Below are 18,344 nucleotides of genomic sequence, written 5' to 3'. Positions count from 1 at the left end.
GCCGGCACGAACGGCGCGTCAGGGCGTCTCGATGCCTTCCGCCCGCGTCGCCAGGAATCGCAGGTACTTGCCGTCCTCGTCCTCGAACAGTTCCGGCCCGCCGCCCATGTAGGCGCGCATCAGCTCGTCGGCCGCGCGGTCGAGATCGCCCAGTTCGAACTGGCACTGACCGAGCCTCAGGTGCAGGAACGGGTTGCCGATCGCGTTGGGGAAATGCATCGACTGGGCGAGCGTGTCGCGTCCGGCCGCGTAGTCCGCTTGAAGAAAATTCGCGTCGCCGATCGCGGCCATCAACCAGGTTCCGGCTTCCCATTGGGTCTTGGGTTCGGGAAGCAGGTCGAATCCCGCCCAGAATTTCGCCAGCGCGCCTGCGTAGTCGCCGTCTTCCATCAATGCATCGCCCGCGTCGCTCAGCGCGCCGATCCGTTCGTACAGTGCGTTGTCCAGTTCTGCCATGTCGAGTCCCTGCTCCGGAGTTGAAATCGGCCCGGTGTGGCCGGTGATTGCGATGCAATCGCGGTGATTGTGTGCGGTTTTGCTGCCCGGGTCGGTCATCCGGACGGCATTCATCCAGCATACCCGAGCCGTATGACGCGCGCGCCGCGACTTTGCGGTTCACCTTCGTATGCCCGGACGCACCGCGCCTCGCATTACACTATCCGCCGCAACGCTAAGCGTCCCGACAATCCGTGCCGCCGCGCCCCCTGCTGACCGTGGTCCAGGTCACGCTCGCCCGGCAAATTTTCGTTTGACTACCGATCCATGCTCCGCTTCGACAATCTCGGCAAGCGCTACGACAAGCGCGTCATCTTCAAAGGACTCAGCCACGCATCCGGTGCCGGATGCGTGGCGCTGTGCGACGAAACCGGCAGCGGCAAATCGACGTTGCTCGCCATTCTCGCCGGCGCGATCGACGCGGACGAAGGCGAGGTGTGGATCGGCGGCCATTCGCTGCTCACCGCGCCGCACGATGCGAAATCCGCGCTGGCGTATGTGCCCGACGATTGCCTGGCGTATCCGTCCCAGACCGGTCGCGAGTTTCTCGGTCTCGTCGCGGCCGCCAGGAAGACCGTCGTCGACACCCGCACGCTCGAGCTGGCGGATCGGTTCGGGCTTGCGCCGCATCTGGAGAAGCGCTTCGAGCAGATGTCGTTCGGCACGCGCAAGAAACTGTTCCTGACGGCGACGACGCTGGGCGCGCCCGCCGTCGTGATCGCCGACGAACCGGACAGCGGGCTCGACGCGGCGTCGCGTGCGGTTCTGATCGATCTGTTCAGGACGTTGGCGGCAGACCGTACGGTCTTCTTTTCGAGTCACGATCCGGCACTGGCGCACGCCTGCGACGCAAGGATCACTGATTTCGCTGCGCTTGGATTCGCTGGATAGACGGGTTCGTCGCCGGCGCGGTCGCGGGGATGGACAAGGCGCGGCTGCGTGACATCGGGAGGAAAGGCGCCGGTATCGTTCGCGGCAAGTACGGTATCGCCGGCAGGCGAGACCTCGGTGTTCGTCAAATGTTCGTGCGCGCCTTGGGGCGGAAAGGACAGCGGCCGACCCGAACCATTCCGGCAACCGGCGAAGCACCGGCGATCGTCGCGCCCACGATGCGGCGCCCCTCCGTGCCAACGGCATCATGCCCGTTGATCGTCGATCTACACGCCGACGATCGATCGCTGTCTTTTACCGGCAGGCAGTGCGAAACGTACCACCCCGCTTCGCACTGCCGTGCCTTCCCCAATGCGCATGCCCGGCGTGCCGGGCCTCGATCAGCCGACTATCCGCCGACGTCGTTCGACCCGCGCACGCACCCGGCCCTGCTCCCCGTCAGGCCTTCAACGCCCCGAACACCTCGTCCAGCATCTTCTTCGCATCGCCGAACAGCATCCGGTTGTTGTCCTTGTAGAACAGCGGATTGTCGACGCCCGCATAGCCGGACGCCATGCTTCGCTTCATCACGATCGAGGTCTTGGCCTTCCACACCTCGAGCACCGGCATGCCGGCGATCGGGCTCGCCGGATCGTCCTGCGCCGCCGGGTTCACGATGTCGTTCGCGCCGATCACCATCGACACGTCGGCTTCGGGGAAATCGCCGTTGATCTCGTCCATCTCCATCACGATGTCGTAAGGCACCTTCGCCTCGGCGAGCAGCACGTTCATGTGACCCGGCATGCGCCCGGCCACCGGATGGATCGCGAAACGCACGTCGACGCCCTTCTCGCGCAGCACCTTCGTGAGTTCATGCACGGTGTGCTGGGCTTGCGCCACGGCCATCCCGTACCCGGGCACGATGATCACGCTCTTCGCATCGCGCAGCAGCTCGGCCGTCTCCAGCGCGCTCACCGCCACCACTTCGCCGGCCGGCTGCGCACTGCCGCCCGCCGCCGCGGGCGCACCGCTGCCGGTGCCGAAGCCGCCCGCAATCACGCTGATGAAGTTGCGGTTCATCGCGCGGCACATGATGTACGACAGGATCGCACCCGACGAGCCCACCAGCGCGCCGATCACGATCAACAGGTCGTTGCCGAGCATGAAGCCGGTGGCTGCCGCCGCCCAGCCCGAATAGCTGTTGAGCATCGACACCACGACGGGCATGTCCGCGCCGCCGATCGCCATCACCATGTGCACGCCGAACAGCAGCGACACCACCGTCATCACGATAAGCGGCGTCATGCCGTCCTGGATCGTCTCCGCATGCAGGAAGGCGCGGCCGAACACGATCACGATCACCAGCGCGGCCAGGTTCAGCCAGTGCCGCGCCGGCAGCAGCAGCGGCTTGCCGCCGATCTTGCCGGAGAGCTTGCCGAACGCGATGACCGAGCCCGCGAAGGTCACCGCGCCGATCAGGATGCCGACGTAGATTTCCACTTCGTGGATCGCGTGCTCGGCACCGGTGAACTGCACCGACGTATCGATGTAGCTCGCGAAGCCCACCAGGCACGCCGCCAGACCGACCAGGCTGTGCATCAGCGCAACCAGCTCGGGCATCTGCGTCATCTGCACCTTCTTCGCGGCGTAGAGGCCGACCGCGCCGCCGACTGCCAGTGCAGCCACGATGTACGGAATGCCCCCGGCCGAGACGCGCGGGCCGAGTACCGTGGCGATCACGGCGATCAGCATGCCGATCATGCCGAGCAGGTTGCCGCGCCGTGCGGTCTCGGGATTGGCCAGCCCGCCCAGACTGAGGATGAACAGAATGGCCGCGCCGATATAGGAGACGGTAGTCAGATTGGAAGTCATGGTTGTCGTCTCCTTACTTGCGGAACATCGCCAGCATGCGTCGCGTCACCGCGAAACCGCCGAACATGTTGACGGCCGTGAGCGTCAGCGCGCCCACCGCCAGGCCCAGGATCAGTCCTGACGGACGGCCCTCCGCCGCCGCGTCGCCCAACGGCGGCGCGACCTGCACCAGCGCGCCGATCGCGATGATCGACGAGATCGCGTTGGTGACGCTCATCAGCGGCGTATGCAGCGACGGCGTGACGTTCCAGATCACCATGTAGCCGACGAAGCAGGCCAGCACGAAGACCGTGAAGTGCGACAGGAACGTGGCCGGCGCGAACTGGCCGACCAGCAGGAACGCCAGTGCGCCGACGGCGAACACGATGGCGAGCGATTTCGCCGACATCGGCGCGCCGCTGCCGTGACCGTGCCCCTTGGACGCGGTTGCCGCGACCGGCGGCGCGGCGGGTTTCGGCGCGGCGGCCGGCTGCTGGATCGGCGGCGGCGGCCAGGTGACGTTACCTTCCTTGATGACCGTGAGGCCGCGGATCGCGTCGTCGGCGAAGTCGACGTTGATCGTGCCGTCCTTGGCCTTGCACAGCTCTTCGACCACGCGCAGCAGGTTGGTCGCATAGAGTGTCGACGACTGCCGTGCCAGGCGCGACGCGAGATCCGTGTAGCCGATGATGGTCACGCCATGACGCACCACCGCCTCGCCCGGCACCGTCAGCTCGCAGTTGCCGCCTTGCTCGCCTGCCATGTCGACGATCACGCTGCCCGGCTTCATCGATTGCACCATCTCGGCCGTAATCAGCTTCGGCGCCGGCTTGCCCGGAATCAGCGCGGTGGTGATGATGATGTCCGCGTCCTTGGCCTGCTGCGCGTACATCGCGCGCTGCGCCTGCTGGAAGCCTTCGCTCATCACCTTCGCGTAGCCGCCGCCGCCCGAGCCCTCTTCCTCGTAGTCGACCTTGACGAATTCACCGCCCAGCGACTTGACCTGGTCGGCCACTTCCGCACGCGTGTCGTTGGCGCGCACGATCGCGCCGAGGCCCGCGGCCGTGCCGATCGCCGCGAGGCCGGCGACGCCCGCGCCGGCGATGAACACCTTGGCCGGCGGCACCTTGCCCGCGGCCGTGATCTGCCCGTTGAAGTAACGGCCGAACGCGTGGGCCGCCTCGATGACGGCGCGGTAACCGCTCACGCCGGCCATCGACGTCAGTGCATCCATCTTCTGCGCGCGCGACAGCGTGCGCGGCAGCGAATCGATCGCCAGCACCGTGGCCCGCTTCGCGGCCAGCTGCTGCATCAGTTCAGGGTTCTGGGCCGGCCAGACGAAGCCGATCAGCGCGCCGCCCTCGCGCATCAGCGCGACTTCTTCGCTGCTCGGCGGGCGCACCTTGAGGACGATATCGCTGCGGCCCCACAGATCGGCAGCCGTCGCCACCACTTCGGCCCCGGCCGTGCGGTAGTCGTCATCGCTGAAGTTCGCGCCGATGCCGGCGCCGCTTTGCACGGCCACCGAGAACCCGAGCTTGATCAGCTTCTCGACCACGTCGGGAACGGTCGCTACGCGCCGCTCCTCGTGGGCCGTCTCCAGAGGGACCCCAATCAGTAGTGTCATATCCTGAACTGTCAGTAGTGGCCGTCGCAAGGAATTACGGCCTGCGTTTCAAGTCACCCAACTCAATCAATCCGCGTACGACTTTGCTCCGCGCGCAGCTTGGCACTCCCGCGCGGATTTCACAAACGTTCGATCCTCTAATCGACCCTCTAATCGATCGTCTTGTCGGAGCAAACCGGGTCATGCGCTTGCCTGATTACGCTGACGAATATCCGGCATGTGTTCCGACCGGATAAGGCCCGCCGAGCATATCCCGTGCCAGGGTCTTTCCGAAATTTATATTTTGAATCGATGCGCATTCAATCCATGAATCCCCTGCCTGGACACGAAGGGGCGGCAACGCCCGTTCACCCGCCAGAGCCGCCCTGGCCGCACCGTCAACACGGCAATCCGTTTGACGCGTGAATGAATGGCGATCGGCATAAAAACACCGGAATCGGTTTCATCGAGAATCCCCCGCGTGTCGGCACAATGCCATTTGTCGCGCGCCAACGACATAATCCGTGTGGCCGACGCGCTTCATTGCCGGCGAGTTTAAAGGAGAAGGTCGACTGGCTGTCCGGACGCCATCCGGTGACGATCATTCGCGCTGCGCGTCGACGTGCGCACGTATGCGGCGCGCGCCTTCCTCCGGCGTGCAGGTCGATGTGTCGATGCGCAGCGAGTAGGGACGTGAATACGCCGGATGCCCGAACTGCGAACGAGCCATGCCTTCGGCTCGATCCGGTCTCGCGCGTTCGCGCTGCTCGAGGATATCCAGCGGGCACGTCACGCCGATCACGAAGGTCGGTCGCGGCGACAGCGCGGCGATGCACGCGTCGAGCGCGGACAGATCCCGAAGCACGAGGTCCAGCACGATCTCGAAATGGCTCGCGGCGATCCGCGCGAGCGTCGACTGCAGGTTGAGCAGGTGAAGTCTCAGCGCCTGATTCCGTTCTTCGTCGGATCGCATGTCACGCCGGCGCGACATTTCGACGAACGCGTCGAGCGACACGTGAAACGTCGGCACGACCGAACTTTGCTGGAGTGCCCGCGCCAGACTGCTCTTCCCTGCACTGGTCGGGCCGTGCAATACGACAGCGACGGGTTTCATGGCGATGGTCCGGTGAGATTGCCGGTTGCCCGGTTGCCGCGCTAGATCAGCTCGGCGACGCGCACGATGACGAGCGCGGCCGGCACGAGCACCGCCTGCGCGCACACCGTGCCGAGCACGCGCGCGAGCGCGAGTGTCGTGATGGCGCGCCGAAAGTTGTTCTCCGATATCCGCCCTTCGATGACGTCGTCGGTCATGACGGAAACCTGCGGGTCGATGACGACCGCCAGCACGACGGTCGCGAATCCGTTGATGACGGACGACAGGTTCGCGCAGGTCACTCGCAGTTCGGGCTTCAGATAGCCCGCATACAGCGACGCGAACACGCCGACCGTCCAGATCGCCATCGCGGCCACGTTCAGCGCAATGACGCCCCACGACACGCCGACGTTCGCGGTCAGCTGCGTGACGTTCTGGCTGGACGGCAGTCGTGCGCCGACGCGGAGATAGTTGATACCCGCACGACTGCACGCGTGCAGCAGCAGGCGGGGAATCGAGCGGTTCACCTGGAAGTGTTCGACAGCGCGACTGAAATAACGCTGGAACGTCGGGATCAGGAACGACCCGGCGATGGTCGCCGCGGTGGCGGCGAGCAGGAACCACCGGAAGTCGGCCAGCAACCCGCTCCCCATCCGGTGCGCGATGTCCATTTCAACCCGTTTCGCGATGAACGGCCCCTGAAAGGAATTGGCCGTTCGCGACACCAGCGCGATGATCCCGAACAACGAAAACGACAACGCAATGCGACGCGTGCGAACGCCGGCAATGCGCACCGCATACGCCAGTGTCGCGATCACATGGATGACGAAGGTAAGCCCGCAGATGATCCAAAGCTGACTGTCCATGCTGGTGCCGCGTGCGTGACGGGATCACGAGTGTACCCGAGCGCAAGCCGCGCCCGGCGCATCAGCCTGACGAGGCCGCTTGCAGCGGTAACGGTTTGGCGACGAGCGTCAGTCGCGACCGTGTGGCGCCGATGCCCGCGCTTCATTCAGGATCCAGGTCGCGAACGCCTGCAACGGCCCGTCGGCCAGTTCGATCGGCTCGGGCAGCACGAGGCAGAAGTTTTTCGTCACCGCCGTGCCCACCGGCCACGGTGCGACCAAACGGCCCTGCTCCAGCTCCGCGTCGATGTAAAGGCGCGGCACCAGCGCGACACCCAGGCCGGCCAGCGCCGCTTCGATCAACATCGAATGAAGGTCGTAACGCGCGCCGACCGCGGAATTGGTCAGCACGATGCCGGACTCTTGTGCATAGGCCTGCCACGCGTCCGGGTTTTGCCGCCGGTGAAGACGTGGCAATGCATCCAGCGACGGGCTCGCCCCGGCGCCGGCGAGTAGCGCCGGACTGCAGACGGGCACCAGCACTTCCTCCAGCAGCGGATGCAGATGCATCCCCGCCCATGCCGGATGCTCGAAATGAAGCGCCGCGTCGAAACCGCTCCCGGCCAGCAGGAACGGTTCCATCCGCTCGGCAATATGCACGGTGATGTTCGGATGCCGGTCCTGAAAGTGTTTCAGCCGGGGGATCAGCCAGCGGGTGGCAAAGGTTGGAATGGCGGCGATATCGATACTCGCGCCTTCGATCGGCTGCCCCATCAGGTACAGGCTGTCCCGTTCGAGCCGATCCAGAATCTCGCGAACCTGCACCGCATAGCGCGCGCCGTTCGGCGCAAGCCGTACCCGATTGCCGATCCGCTCGAACAGGGTCACGCCCAGGAACGCCTCCAGCCGGCCGATCTGACGGCTGACGGCGCCCTCGGTCCGCGCCAGTTCCTCGGCGGCTCGGGCAAAGCTGCCGTGTCGGGCCGCGGCTTCAAACGCCTGGAGCGCGGAATTGCTTGGAATCTTGCGGGACATGGGCGTCGTGTCGGTCAGGGTGCGTTCGCCATCAGCTTGAGCAAATATCACTGAAGGCTGACTTTATTTCGTTTTATGGTGCGGAATTGCGAGCTTAGCATTACGTTACCGCACTGAACATCCGACGTGCTCAGATCGATGTGCATCCTGCCCAAAGGACAATCCCATGATCTACACCGTGGAATGCAGCTTCGCCGACCGCGCCAGCGAAGCCGAATGGAACGACTTCTACACGCATGAAAAGCTGCCCGCCCTGATCTCGGTGACGGGGTTTCACACGTCGCAGCGGTTCCAGGCGATCACGGGCGGTTGCCCTGTCTATCTGGCGATCCACACGATCGACGGCCTCGATGTCCTGACCGGCGACGAATATCGGCGGAAAGGCGGCGGCAATTTCGCGAAGTGGCAACACCACATCACCGACTGGCATCGGAATCTCTATGGGGATATCGGCTTCGCGCCGGCGGTAAAGGAAGGGGAACACCTCGCACTGAGTGCCGACGGCCCCGCTCCGTTGATTCGGTCGGGCCTCGAACCGCTGGCCATGCAGGCCGTTGCGCTGGAGAAGTTTCCCGAGCGACGTTGGCTCGCCGTCGTGCCGCCGCATAGTGCACTGCTCGTCGAGCCGCGCCCCGAAGGCGTTCACCTTTACGCGCCGATGACGGAGCAGTTGACGAGCACACGCTCCCTTTCGACCGCGCACGAGTAGACCACGATGCCGAACGTCACTTTCTCGATCGATGCGAAGCGGATGCCGGCTGATGAAAATCTTGCCGAGCTGTCGCGCGACTGCGTCGAGCTCTGTACGCATGTGCTCGAGGCGGAACTCAAGAACGTCCATGTCATTTTTCTGGCGGTTCGCCACGGGCATGGACACCCCGTCTTCGCAGACATCCGGTATCGCGTCGGGACATCTCGCACACCAGCGGTCATGGAACGGTTCATGGAAGCGCTGGATCAGGCGATCGCTCGCCGCACCGGCCTCACGGCGCGCATTCGGTGTTTTGGTTACACCGCGTCGAACATTCACGCCCGCAATTAGCCGATTCGGAGCAACACAATGTCCACCCTTACCTTTCCGAGCCAGCAAGTCGGGGATTTCACGATTACCGCCATCAGCGATGGATATCTCACGGCCAGTCTCGACTTTCTGTCGAATATCGATTCGGACGAGGCGTCGAGCATGCAGCGGGACGCGGGACAGAGGGAGCCGGCGGCGGTGCATATCAATTGCTATGTCGTACGCGGAGCGGGCCGCACCGTGCTCATCGATGGCGGGGCGGGCGGGTTCAAGCAATGGGGCGGCCGACTCCGGACGAACCTGGCGCTTGCCGGTATCGAACCCGCTGCGATCGACACCATCCTGCTTACCCACGCCCATCCCGATCATGTCGGGGGGCTGGTGAACGGCGCGGGCCAGGTCGCGTTTCCGAACGCGGAGCTGGTTGTGCATCAGCGCGAGGTCAGGTTCTGGCAGGACGATGGAAACCTCGGTCGCGCCAGCGAGCGGGCTCGCGGCAACTTTGCGAAGGCGCGTCAGGTGTTCGATGCCTATGACGACAGGCTTCGCACGTTCGAAGACGGACACGTGCTCCCCGGCATCGGTGCGCTGCCGCTGCCGGGACACACCGATGGACACACCGGATATGTTCTTGAATCCCGCGATCAAGGGCTTCTGGTGTGGGGCGATGTGGTTCATTTTCCGCATATCCAGATCCGGCGGCCGGACGTATCGATTGCCTTCGATCACGATGCATCGCTGGCAGCAGGCACACGATTACGGCTTCTCGATCAGGTCAGCTCGGACGGGCTCGTGATCGCCGGCATGCATCTGGGGGAACTCGGGTTCGCGCGGATCAAGCGCACGAGTCGCGGATACGAGTTGATTTACGAGCATGAAGCATGAAGCCACACGTATCCAGACGTGCGACGCCACCGTCCAACGCCAATAACCGTCGGTCGCCCGTTCAAATCGAGTGACGTTTTTTGAGTGCGGATTCGACCCGTCGATGCAACGAATTGATGAAATCGCTCAGCTGGTGTATCGATGTTTAGTGTCTTTCGCGGATGCTCATTGAGCCACTTGGCCTGAATCACACTGCAAGCTGAAACAGACCAGTCAGACAGCGTCAGGTTGTCGACGTCAGGAGCAGACGAAAATCAGCACTCGACCTGGAACTGCATTAGATAAAATTTCATGTCGTCGCGACCAGGCATTGAAACCGGTACCGGATCGCGATTAAAGCCGAGCATTTCGTAAAATGGGTATGCCGATTCGCGCGCCGTACACCAGAGCAGCAATCCATGCTGTTCGCGGACATGGCGAATGGCCAGATTGACCAGAAGGCGTCCGAATCCCAGACCGCGTACCGATGGATGGACGGCCATGCCGCGAAGGCGCCAGGCTTCAGAGTTCAAAATGCCGGATTGTCCTTCCTTACATACTGACGCCACCGCAACAATGCCGCCGTCATTACGAACGGCAAAGTGCTTTGTCGTTGGGGCGAGGTCTCCGTGTAGGGCGCTCCCCTCCTCATCTCCGGCCATCAAGATGGCGGCCCTCAGGGGATAAGTTTCTTCCGCACGAACGGCGCAGATGGTAAAGCGCACATCTTGTGAAATCATTTAATTATCCGCCCCTTTCGTCACGCTGATTTTCTTCAGGTTCTCTTTCGGCAACCCTACTGGCAAAAATAGCAGTTGCCGGGCGCAACCAGTAAGGGTAATTTCCTATCAGCCATCTCTTTTCTAATCATACGATAACTGCGATCACAGATGACGTCGAAAGTGTCGACCGATGCAGAGCTTGCCTACGACGAGATCCGGTCGAGGATTTTTGACGGGCGCCTTGCGCCTGGGCAGAAAGTATCCCATCGAGGCCTGTCGGACGAACTTGGCTTCGGCCACATGCCCGTGCGCAGCGCATTGCATTTGCTCGAGTCCGAGGGGCTGGTCGTCGTGATCGAAAAGAGCGGGACCTATGTCGCATCGCCGACGACGAGCGATCTCCGCGAAATCTTTGAAATGCGGCTGGCTCTCGAGAGCACCGCCGCGTTTCTTGCAGCCAGGTCGGGCGTAACGGCGGACCTTCGCGAGGCGGCTGAGAAAATGCAGCAGCTGATTGACCAGGACGTCGCGGACATCATGCTCGAGCAACGCGTCGGCTGGGTGTTTCATCAAGCGTTGTTTGCCGCCGCAAGGAACGCGCGAATTTCAACGGCGTATGGTCTGTTGCGGGCTCAAACCTTGGCCCTGAACGAACTCCCGCGGAGTGACGCCGAAACCGTTCGGCGCGGCACGATCGAACACCTGCACATCTTTCACGCAATCGAAGCGAACAACGGCGAGCTTGCACGTCAGCACATGTGGAATCACATCGTCGACGGGACTCCCGCTCGGATAAAACTGCTAAAGGCGCGGCATGAACACGAAAAATAAGGGGCCTTCCCTCCCGATACAAATGCTTGGCGGGCTTGTCCTGGGCGTCGCTTGCGGCGTGTTTGCCCCTGGCTTTGCCGCGAAGCTGGGCTTTCTAAGCACCATGTTCGGCCACGCGATCAAGATGGTCGTCATGCCATTGATCTTCCTGTCGGTCACGGTCGGGGTCTTTCGTGCGGGCCGACTTCGCGAGCGGCTTGGAAAGGTCGCACTATCCAGTATCGGCTTCTTCGTTCTCATGACGGGCCTGGCGGCATCGCTCGGCCTGCTGCTCAACTTTGCATTTCGACCGGGTCTCGGGGCGAGCGTCATTCACTCCGGGTCGATGCCCGCAGCACTCGCGTCCAGCATCGACTGGACGAAATTTCTCGTCGATTTGATCCCCGCAAACATCGTCGCCGCGCTCTCTGCTGGGAACTCGCTCCCGGTACTCGTGTTCGGAGTCATTTTCGGTGCGGCATTGGCGGCTGCCCCGGAGCGGGCCGAGCCTGCGATTGCCGTTTTCGAGGCGCTGCTGTCGGGACTGTTCAAGATGACCCAGTGGGTGATCGCATGGTCGCCGCTCGCGATCTTCGCCGCGATCGCGCAGCTGCTGTCGGCCAAGGGTTTTACCGGCGTGCACTCGCTTATCGAACTTCTGGGCGTGGCCTATCTCGGCATGGCAATTCTGGCGGTTGTACTCACCCTCGTCATTCGCGTCGCCGGCCAGTCGCCGCTCGCCGTTTTCAGAAAGGTGAAGGAACCCCTGATCCTGGGTTTCACGACGCGTTCGTCTGAAATTACCTATCCATTGCACCTGAAGAAGCTGGTTGAATTGGGCGTTCCCTACGGCGTGGCGTCCACGATTTTGCCTCTCGCATATATTTTCAATCGCGACGGCGCAGTCCTCTACACGGCCCTTGCGGTCGGCTATCTGGCCGACGCATATCATCTTGCCTGGTCCTGGCCGCTGGTGATTACGATTTTGATCTTGACGATCATCACCATCGACGGAGCAGCCAATGTGCCCTCCGGGGCGATCGTAGCCATCACCATCGTGCTGACGTCGATCGGGTTGCCGGCCGATGCGGTGCTGCTGCTTTTGGGCGTCGACGCCTTTTTCGACATGGGGAGAACCGCCCTCAACGTCTACGGGAGCACGGCGGCAGCGGCTGTTGCAGTGAGACTGTCCGGTTCGGACAGTCTCACTGCAGAAACCGTGACGCGTCAGGCAAGCGTGTAGGTGCTTCGGAAGCCGCGGGCGCAGGGCGCTTCGATGTTGCGCCCGGCCATTGCAAGGCACTGGGGCACATCCACTCGTACGTCCCGGTACGGCGACGAGAACAGGATTGGATGAACGTTCGTTTTTATTGACCCTCAGTTAGTAGAGCGATACATATTTGCAGGAGAAACAGTATGGTTGGTTCGGAATCTGCAGATTATTTCATGCTGCGCTTAGGCACGCCGCATCCGACGTGGGCGTTGACTGATGACAGCAACATGATTGCCATTGGCGATTGTGACGGCGTGACGAGTGCCATGTTCGAGCTGGATCGCGACCAAATCGCACGGATTAGAGGATTGGGCCAATCGGCGGAGAGAATCAGGTGTATTTGCGAACGCGCCGGCCGTGAGCTGCACTTTTATCTCCATGGCAGACAGGTGTCTCAAGGCGTGTGGGCCGGGGTCGCGTCGGCCGATCCCGACTATCTGCCGACTGCCGCGATGATCGCAACATGGGACGTTCCCAAGCAGCCCTATGATGCGTTCAAGCTTCCGGGCGTGAGCGCACGTCTGGCCGCATGCGCCAGCCCAGCCTAAACTGCGATCACAGATTGTTGCGCACGCCCGAGCCGGAAAAGCCCCGATTTTCGGGGCCGATCGTTTGATATGCCCGTCTGGCTGCATGCGCACGCCGTTCAGTGTCTACGGTCCTGGCACACCTCAACCTCGGATCGCCAGGACCATTTTGCTGGCCAGTTCACCGGCCAGCGCTTTTCATTCATGGGGATGCGGTCATTGAGCGACGCCCGTTCATCGCGAGGCTCAATCACGAGACTGCGCGAAAGAAATGCTTCCCGGTCCCTGTCAATTACCGCATTCCCGCCCAAGCCCCCTGCTCACCCCGGGCACTCCCCGTTCGAACAAAATCCGAAACATTCAGCGACACCGTATCGGCCTTCGCCTTTGAGCGCGTCTTCCGTGCAACCGCCAGGATCGGCGCCAAATGCTCGTAAAAGCATTCGAGCTGTCGCGCGTCAGACGCCAGTCGCTCAAGGTCGCACGCCTTCTCGAGAGTCAATCGAGCAATATGAAAACGCTGAAGCCCGCGGCCTACCCGAATCTGAAACACGATGCCATCGCTGCTATGCGGGACCCCCGCCCACACAAGCGAACTGCGATCCATAAAGCCTCCGAACAATCCTAATCGTCACATCAATATGCCAGTCATCCCCGACGTTGCATATTTGTATTTCAAAATTGTGGCGATTCACACATCGGCATTTTCGCGAGACTCGAATATTGCGCCGCAGCAAAAGTGCCCGTAGACTGGGTTCGCGCGTCCGATGTAGTTGCCCCGCAGTCGCCCTACGACGGGAGAGCACGCCATGACGACTTCTTCACCCGCACTGGCCCAAGCGCCTCATGCCCTCCACGTGTTCCAGCAGGATGGAGGCTGGCACTGGGGCATCACGGTCCCTCGCTCAGCGGGATCCGGCTTCAAACTGATCGCATTCAGTACCGACATCTTTTCCACGGAAGACACTGCCCAACGCGACGGCGATCGGGCGTTGGCGTCCATCGTCGCAAGTGAAGTGCATTGAACCTGGCGAATCGGGCAGCTGCGCTGTCCTTGGGTTTTCACGACGAGCTGCAACGAATGCGCGATGCTATCGGATGGGGCAAGATTCATCGACTCAGGGTGCCGAGAACGCTCATCAGCACTTGTTGGTCCACGGCCTTGAAGAAGTCACGATCCGCAGCTTCAACGACCTTCACTGCGCGGACGGCGAGGTCCGCACCGGCTGGCGTTACGTCAACGATCTGAGCTCGCGAGTCAGAAGGGTCGGGCGTTCGAGTCACCAGTTTTCGTTCCGCAAGTGCGCGGAGAACCTGTGAGGTCATCATCGGGTCCGTATTGGCGTGCTCGGCGATACGGCGTTGGCTCGGGGTCTCCTCGGCAATGCACGTCAGCCACCAGGTACTGGCCAGCAAGACGAACTGCACATGGGTCAGCCCCAACGGTTTCAGTGCAGCAGTGATGCGACGCTGCCAACTCAGCGTCGCGCGCCATAGAAGCAGACCCGGGCTTTCGCCAGGTTCTAGAGATTTACTCACCGAGCAGCTCTGCCCGTGCGCCGAGGGCAGCAATCACATCGGCGAAGTCGGAAGTGATCGCTGCGCCCAACTCTTCAACTACTTGCTCGGGCCCGTCGATTTCACAGCGATACGTAATCCGAGTCCCCAGTTCCGTTGGCGACAGTTCGTGCCGAACGCGAACAACCGCGCCAGCGTCGGGAACCTCAGTGATGTCCTCGAAGCCCTTGTCGGCTTCAACCCACGCGAAGCGGAAAGGCAACGCCGTCGAGTCAGGGAGAACCATCACTGCCGTCGTACCGGATTGGAATGGGCCGTGCATCTCGATTCTAAGGACGCCAGGATTCCACTCCGACCACCTCTGCGGCTCGGCCAAGATGCGATAGACCTGCGAAGGTGTTGCTGCACACTCACCTACGACCTCAATTGACCACATGTCGGCCCTTTTCGATAAATAGTATGCGCGCATACTATCAAGACTTGGATCCGAGTGCAAAGCCAAATCCTTGCGTGGGTAGGTACCGTTCAGCGAACTCCTTTGACACGCCGCGGATGCGGATACGTCGCTCGCCAATCTCAATCTCGATTTCACGGCTCGGCGACATCGCCGGACTCGCCGACACATCCAGCGTTTGCGGCAGAGCGTGGTTTGGGACGTCTTTCAGTGGCAGATCGCCCCCCTCGACAGGCAGCAGCGCGATGTTTGGTATCGACGTTGCACGTTGCGCCTCCACCAAGCCTCTCCGTCACTGCGCGATCACGTTGGCGTTCAAGCGATGCGCACGCGCCACCTCGGCAATCGAACGATTCGGATCGATCGCTTCGGCAGCAACCGCTTCCCGAAACGCCTTCGTGTCGTTCTTCGATCCCGGTTGTCTTCCATGCACCACTGGCCTCATCCATCTAATTCCCATTACATCTGATGGGAATCAGATTGCCTGTGCCGTGCCCTCATGAATAGACGGTACATGTCGAGCGCTTACCCATGGCCGGCGCGCCTCATTCCAACGAATCAGGACGGACGCTTGCCACGGCCGCCAGCAGGTTTACCAGCCGGCTTGCGCGCGCCTGCGGCCGGCTGGCCGGCCGGTTTGCCGCGTGGCTTCTGCGCGCTGAACGGACTGCCACTGGACGAGCGCTTGCCCTGACCCGCAGACCCCGCGCGCGGCGCCGCAACCTTGTGCTTGTTCTCACCACTTTGCGGACGCGGCTTTTTACCCGGCGCCGGCATGGCACCCGACGCAGCGTGCGGCACTTTCGGCTTCTTGGGCTTTTTGGGTTTCTTGATGATCTGGCCCGTCGCGCTGGTTTCCGGCACGCGGTGTTCAGCCTCGAAACCCGGCTCTTCTTCACGGCGCAGCGTTTGCTTGATCAGCGCTTCGATCGCCGCCAGTTGCGGCGCTTCGTCGGCACACACCAGGGACACCGCCACCCCGCTGGCGCCGGCGCGCCCGGTACGGCCAATACGGTGCACATAGTCTTGCGCCACGATCGGCAGGTCCACGTTGATCACCAGCGGCAGGTCGTCGATATCCAGCCCGCGCGCGGCCACGTCGGTGGCCACCAGCATCTGCACTTCACCCGTCTTGAAGCGCTCCAGCGCACGCAGGCGCGCCGGTTGGGGCTTGTCGCCGTGGATGGTGTCGACCGCATAGCCCGCTTCGTCCAGCATGGCCGCGAGGTAATCCACGCCATTGCGCGTCTTGACGAATACCAGCGCATGCTCCCACTTGTTCTCGGCGACGAGGTGCATGAAGAGGTCGGGCTTGTTCCGCTTGTCCACCGTCACCACCCACTGCTTGATCTTGCTGGCCGTGGCATTGGGCGGGCTGACGCTGATATTGACGGGGCTCCGCAGAATGGTCGCCGCCATCGCGCGGATGTCGTCGGTAAACGTGGCGGAGAACAGCAGGGTCTGGCGCTGAGCCGGCAGCGCGGCAAAGACGGCGTTGAGCTCACGCGCAAAGCCAAGATCCAGCATGCGGTCGGCTTCGTCCAGCACCAGCGCTTGCACCTGGTCGAACTGCACCGCGTTCTGGCGATGGAGATCCAGCAGACGGCCCGGCGTGGCCACGAGCACATCCACGCCCTTGCGCAGCTTCATCATCTGCGGGTTGATGCTTACGCCACCGTAAGCGGCCAGAAATCGCAAATCGAGGCCCTTGCCGTAAGCGATGAAGCTTTGCAGCACCTGTTCAGCCAGTTCACGCGTGGGCACCAGCACCAGCACACGGGCACGGTTGCTGGACACCGCCGGGCCGTGTTGCACCAGCCGCTGCAACAGCGGCAGCGCAAAACCCGCCGTCTTGCCCGTGCCGGTCTGGGCCCCCGCCATCACGTCCCTGCCACCGAGCACGGCAGGAATCGCCTTGGCCTGCACCGGCGTCGGGGCCTGGTAATTGAGGTCCTGCAGATTACGCAGCAAGGGATCGATCAGGCCAAGCGAGGCAAAAGACATGGACGTATTCCGGACTAAAAGCGCAATTCTAGCGGTTGCCGGGCGAATCAAAGCCCACTGCTCCCGGCTGGAAGGCGCCGACGCGGAGCGACGACACGGCCAACCGCCCGCCGCCGCCGGCGCGGAGCAAGCAAATCACCCCCTCTTTTCCCGCATTCACTCGCCTGTCGCAGCCGTTCCCCCTTCACCCATCGATAACCGTTCGGGCCACAAGATGAGGCGAAGGCGCATATATCGCGACTCCCGGTTGGCGGCGCAGGCAGGCTTGCGCCGCTCGACGCTGCGCCATGACGAAAGCCCGGTGATAAGCTCGATGCCGACGCGCCGTCGTACCTCGACGCGCCCCAAACCCTGACCCTACGACCGCAACGAGCCTCCCATGCCCCTCGCCCCTTCCGTTCTCTCCGCGTTCACGCCGATCGGCAAGCTGCGCGCGTCGATCAACCTCGGCAACCCGATCCTTGCGAACCGCGACCCGGCGACGGGTGAGCCGTTCGGCGTGTCGATCGATCTCGCGCGCGCGTTCGCCGAGCGCCTGTCGGCCGAACTGGAGCTCGTGGTGTTCGACACCGCCGGGAAGTCGGTGCAGGCGCTGACCGACGAGCGTGCCGATTTCGGCTTCTTCGCAGTCGATCCGTTGCGCGGCGAAACGGTCGCGTTCACTGCGCCGTACGTGCTGATCGAGGGGTTCTATCTGGTGCGTGACGCGTCGCCGATCCGCACGAACGCGGACGTAGACGAGCCGGACAACCGCGTGACCGTCGGCAAAGGCAGCGCCTACGACCTGTTCCTCACGCGCGAACTGAAGGCCGCGCAGATCGTGCGTGCGCCGACGTCGCAAGCCGTCGTGCCAACCTTCCTCGAACAGCAACTGGAAGTGGCGGCAGGCGTGAAGCAGCAGCTCGAGGCCGATGCAGCGAAAACGCCCGGCCTGCGCCTGCTCGACGAGCGGTTCATGGTGATCCAGCAGGCCATGGGCGTGCCGAAGAGCCGCGGCGAAGCGGCCGCGGCGGCGCTGAATGCTTTCGTCGAGGAAATGAAGGCGTCGGGCTTCGTCGCGGATTCGCTGCGGCGGCATGGCATCACCGGCGCATCCGTCGCGCCGCAAGCGTGATTGCACAGGGCGCGGCGCAGCGATCCAGGACGGCAATCGCCCCGCTTGCCGGCCGTTCGACTTCGCGCGACCGCCTCGGGCGCGGGAAGCCACGATCGCTTCTCGTGTTTCCGCCTCCCAGGCAATTGGGCCGGACCAGATCGGCCGGCGTCTCCGGCTCGCCGTGACGCTTGAAAGAAAACACCCCTCGAAGAGGGGTGCATGGGCCGGATCGCGGTGCCCCCCGGCCACTTGCAAGTTGG

At 62.9% G+C, this 18,344-nt stretch carries 20 protein-coding genes; 9 read left to right on the top strand and 11 right to left on the bottom strand.

The window, feature by feature from the left end; all coding sequences use genetic code 11:
• Window positions 1-18: 18 nt before the first annotated feature.
• Window positions 19-555 (bottom strand): hypothetical protein, encoded by a 537-nt coding sequence (locus HWX39_RS17610; protein WP_244135039.1) that lies wholly within the window; start codon window positions 553-555, stop codon window positions 19-21.
• 207 nt (window positions 556-762) lie between these two features.
• Between HWX39_RS17610 and HWX39_RS17605 the strand changes: the two genes are divergently transcribed.
• Entirely contained in the window at window positions 763-1,386 is a 624-nt protein-coding gene (locus HWX39_RS17605) for an ABC transporter ATP-binding protein (RefSeq protein WP_175969262.1), read from the top strand.
• Between the two features lie 438 nt (window positions 1,387-1,824).
• Here HWX39_RS17605 and pntB read toward each other — a convergent pair whose 3' ends face one another.
• From pntB to HWX39_RS17580, 5 genes are all read right to left on the bottom strand, one after another.
• Window positions 1,825-3,237 carry a Re/Si-specific NAD(P)(+) transhydrogenase subunit beta gene (gene pntB / locus HWX39_RS17600; protein ID WP_175969261.1) on the bottom strand — a complete coding sequence of 471 codons (1,413 nt, stop codon included), beginning with the start codon at window positions 3,235-3,237 and terminating at the stop codon, window positions 1,825-1,827.
• 13 nt (window positions 3,238-3,250) lie between these two features.
• A complete protein-coding gene (locus HWX39_RS17595) occupies window positions 3,251-4,843 on the bottom strand; it encodes a Re/Si-specific NAD(P)(+) transhydrogenase subunit alpha (RefSeq protein ID WP_175969260.1) in 1,593 nt (530 codons plus the stop codon).
• Between the two features lie 580 nt (window positions 4,844-5,423).
• On the bottom strand, window positions 5,424-5,936 hold the full coding sequence (locus HWX39_RS17590) for an AAA family ATPase (protein WP_175969259.1): 513 nt from the start codon (window positions 5,934-5,936) through the stop codon (window positions 5,424-5,426).
• A gap of 41 nt (window positions 5,937-5,977) precedes the next feature.
• Window positions 5,978-6,781, bottom strand: a complete 804-nt coding sequence (locus tag HWX39_RS17585; RefSeq protein WP_175969258.1) for a lipid II flippase Amj family protein — start codon at window positions 6,779-6,781, stop codon at window positions 5,978-5,980.
• 108 nt (window positions 6,782-6,889) lie between these two features.
• Window positions 6,890-7,795, bottom strand: a complete 906-nt coding sequence (locus tag HWX39_RS17580; RefSeq protein WP_175969257.1) for a LysR substrate-binding domain-containing protein — start codon at window positions 7,793-7,795, stop codon at window positions 6,890-6,892.
• Between the two features lie 166 nt (window positions 7,796-7,961).
• On the opposite strand from HWX39_RS17580, the gene HWX39_RS17575 reads away from it, so the two are divergent.
• Genes HWX39_RS17575 through HWX39_RS17565 form a run of 3 tightly spaced genes read left to right on the top strand, consistent with a single transcriptional unit; the run spans window position 7,962 to window position 9,701 of the window.
• Window positions 7,962-8,504 (top strand): sugar ABC transporter, encoded by a 543-nt coding sequence (locus tag HWX39_RS17575; RefSeq protein WP_175969256.1) that lies wholly within the window; start codon window positions 7,962-7,964, stop codon window positions 8,502-8,504.
• A 6-nt stretch (window positions 8,505-8,510) separates the two neighbouring features.
• Window positions 8,511-8,837, top strand: a complete 327-nt coding sequence (locus HWX39_RS17570; RefSeq protein WP_175969255.1) for a hypothetical protein — start codon at window positions 8,511-8,513, stop codon at window positions 8,835-8,837.
• A gap of 18 nt (window positions 8,838-8,855) precedes the next feature.
• Window positions 8,856-9,701 carry an MBL fold metallo-hydrolase gene (locus tag HWX39_RS17565; RefSeq protein WP_175969254.1) on the top strand — a complete coding sequence of 282 codons (846 nt, stop codon included), beginning with the start codon at window positions 8,856-8,858 and terminating at the stop codon, window positions 9,699-9,701.
• 254 nt (window positions 9,702-9,955) lie between these two features.
• Here the strand turns inward: HWX39_RS17565 and HWX39_RS17560 are convergent, their stop codons facing one another.
• On the bottom strand, window positions 9,956-10,420 hold the full coding sequence (locus HWX39_RS17560; RefSeq protein ID WP_175969253.1) for a GNAT family N-acetyltransferase: 465 nt from the start codon (window positions 10,418-10,420) through the stop codon (window positions 9,956-9,958).
• A gap of 150 nt (window positions 10,421-10,570) precedes the next feature.
• On the opposite strand from HWX39_RS17560, the gene HWX39_RS17555 reads away from it, so the two are divergent.
• From HWX39_RS17555 to HWX39_RS17540, 4 genes are all read left to right on the top strand, one after another.
• Complete coding sequence (locus HWX39_RS17555) at window positions 10,571-11,233, top strand: GntR family transcriptional regulator (protein ID WP_175969252.1); 663 nt, start codon at window positions 10,571-10,573, stop codon at window positions 11,231-11,233.
• Entirely contained in the window at window positions 11,217-12,455 is a 1,239-nt protein-coding gene (locus HWX39_RS17550) for a dicarboxylate/amino acid:cation symporter (protein ID WP_175969251.1), read from the top strand. The genes HWX39_RS17555 and HWX39_RS17550 overlap by 17 nt, the downstream gene beginning before the upstream one ends.
• Before the next feature lie 173 nt (window positions 12,456-12,628).
• Complete coding sequence (locus HWX39_RS17545) at window positions 12,629-13,033, top strand: hypothetical protein (RefSeq protein ID WP_175969250.1); 405 nt, start codon at window positions 12,629-12,631, stop codon at window positions 13,031-13,033.
• 788 nt (window positions 13,034-13,821) lie between these two features.
• Window positions 13,822-14,037, top strand: a complete 216-nt coding sequence (locus tag HWX39_RS17540) for a hypothetical protein (RefSeq protein WP_175969249.1) — start codon at window positions 13,822-13,824, stop codon at window positions 14,035-14,037.
• 85 nt (window positions 14,038-14,122) lie between these two features.
• On the opposite strand, the gene HWX39_RS17535 is transcribed toward HWX39_RS17540, so the two are convergent.
• From HWX39_RS17535 to HWX39_RS17520, 4 genes are all read right to left on the bottom strand, one after another.
• Window positions 14,123-14,551, bottom strand: a complete 429-nt coding sequence (locus tag HWX39_RS17535) for a MarR family winged helix-turn-helix transcriptional regulator (protein WP_175969248.1) — start codon at window positions 14,549-14,551, stop codon at window positions 14,123-14,125.
• Complete coding sequence (locus HWX39_RS17530; RefSeq protein WP_175969247.1) at window positions 14,544-14,966, bottom strand: SRPBCC family protein; 423 nt, start codon at window positions 14,964-14,966, stop codon at window positions 14,544-14,546. Before HWX39_RS17530 ends, HWX39_RS17535 begins: the two co-directional genes overlap by 8 nt.
• 37 nt (window positions 14,967-15,003) lie before the next feature.
• Window positions 15,004-15,264 carry a hypothetical protein gene (locus HWX39_RS17525; protein ID WP_175969246.1) on the bottom strand — a complete coding sequence of 87 codons (261 nt, stop codon included), beginning with the start codon at window positions 15,262-15,264 and terminating at the stop codon, window positions 15,004-15,006.
• Window positions 15,265-15,542: 278 nt separating this feature from the next.
• Complete coding sequence (locus HWX39_RS17520; RefSeq protein ID WP_175969245.1) at window positions 15,543-16,988, bottom strand: DEAD/DEAH box helicase; 1,446 nt, start codon at window positions 16,986-16,988, stop codon at window positions 15,543-15,545.
• Between the two features lie 379 nt (window positions 16,989-17,367).
• On the opposite strand from HWX39_RS17520, the gene HWX39_RS17515 reads away from it, so the two are divergent.
• A complete protein-coding gene (locus HWX39_RS17515; protein ID WP_175969244.1) occupies window positions 17,368-18,102 on the top strand; it encodes an ABC transporter substrate-binding protein in 735 nt (244 codons plus the stop codon).
• Window positions 18,103-18,344 lie beyond the last annotated feature (242 nt).

This window comes from Burkholderia sp. BCC0322 (genome assembly GCF_902833045.1).
In the GTDB taxonomy this organism is placed as follows: domain Bacteria; phylum Pseudomonadota; class Gammaproteobacteria; order Burkholderiales; family Burkholderiaceae; genus Burkholderia.
This window is presented reverse-complemented; position numbering and strand designations above follow the sequence as displayed.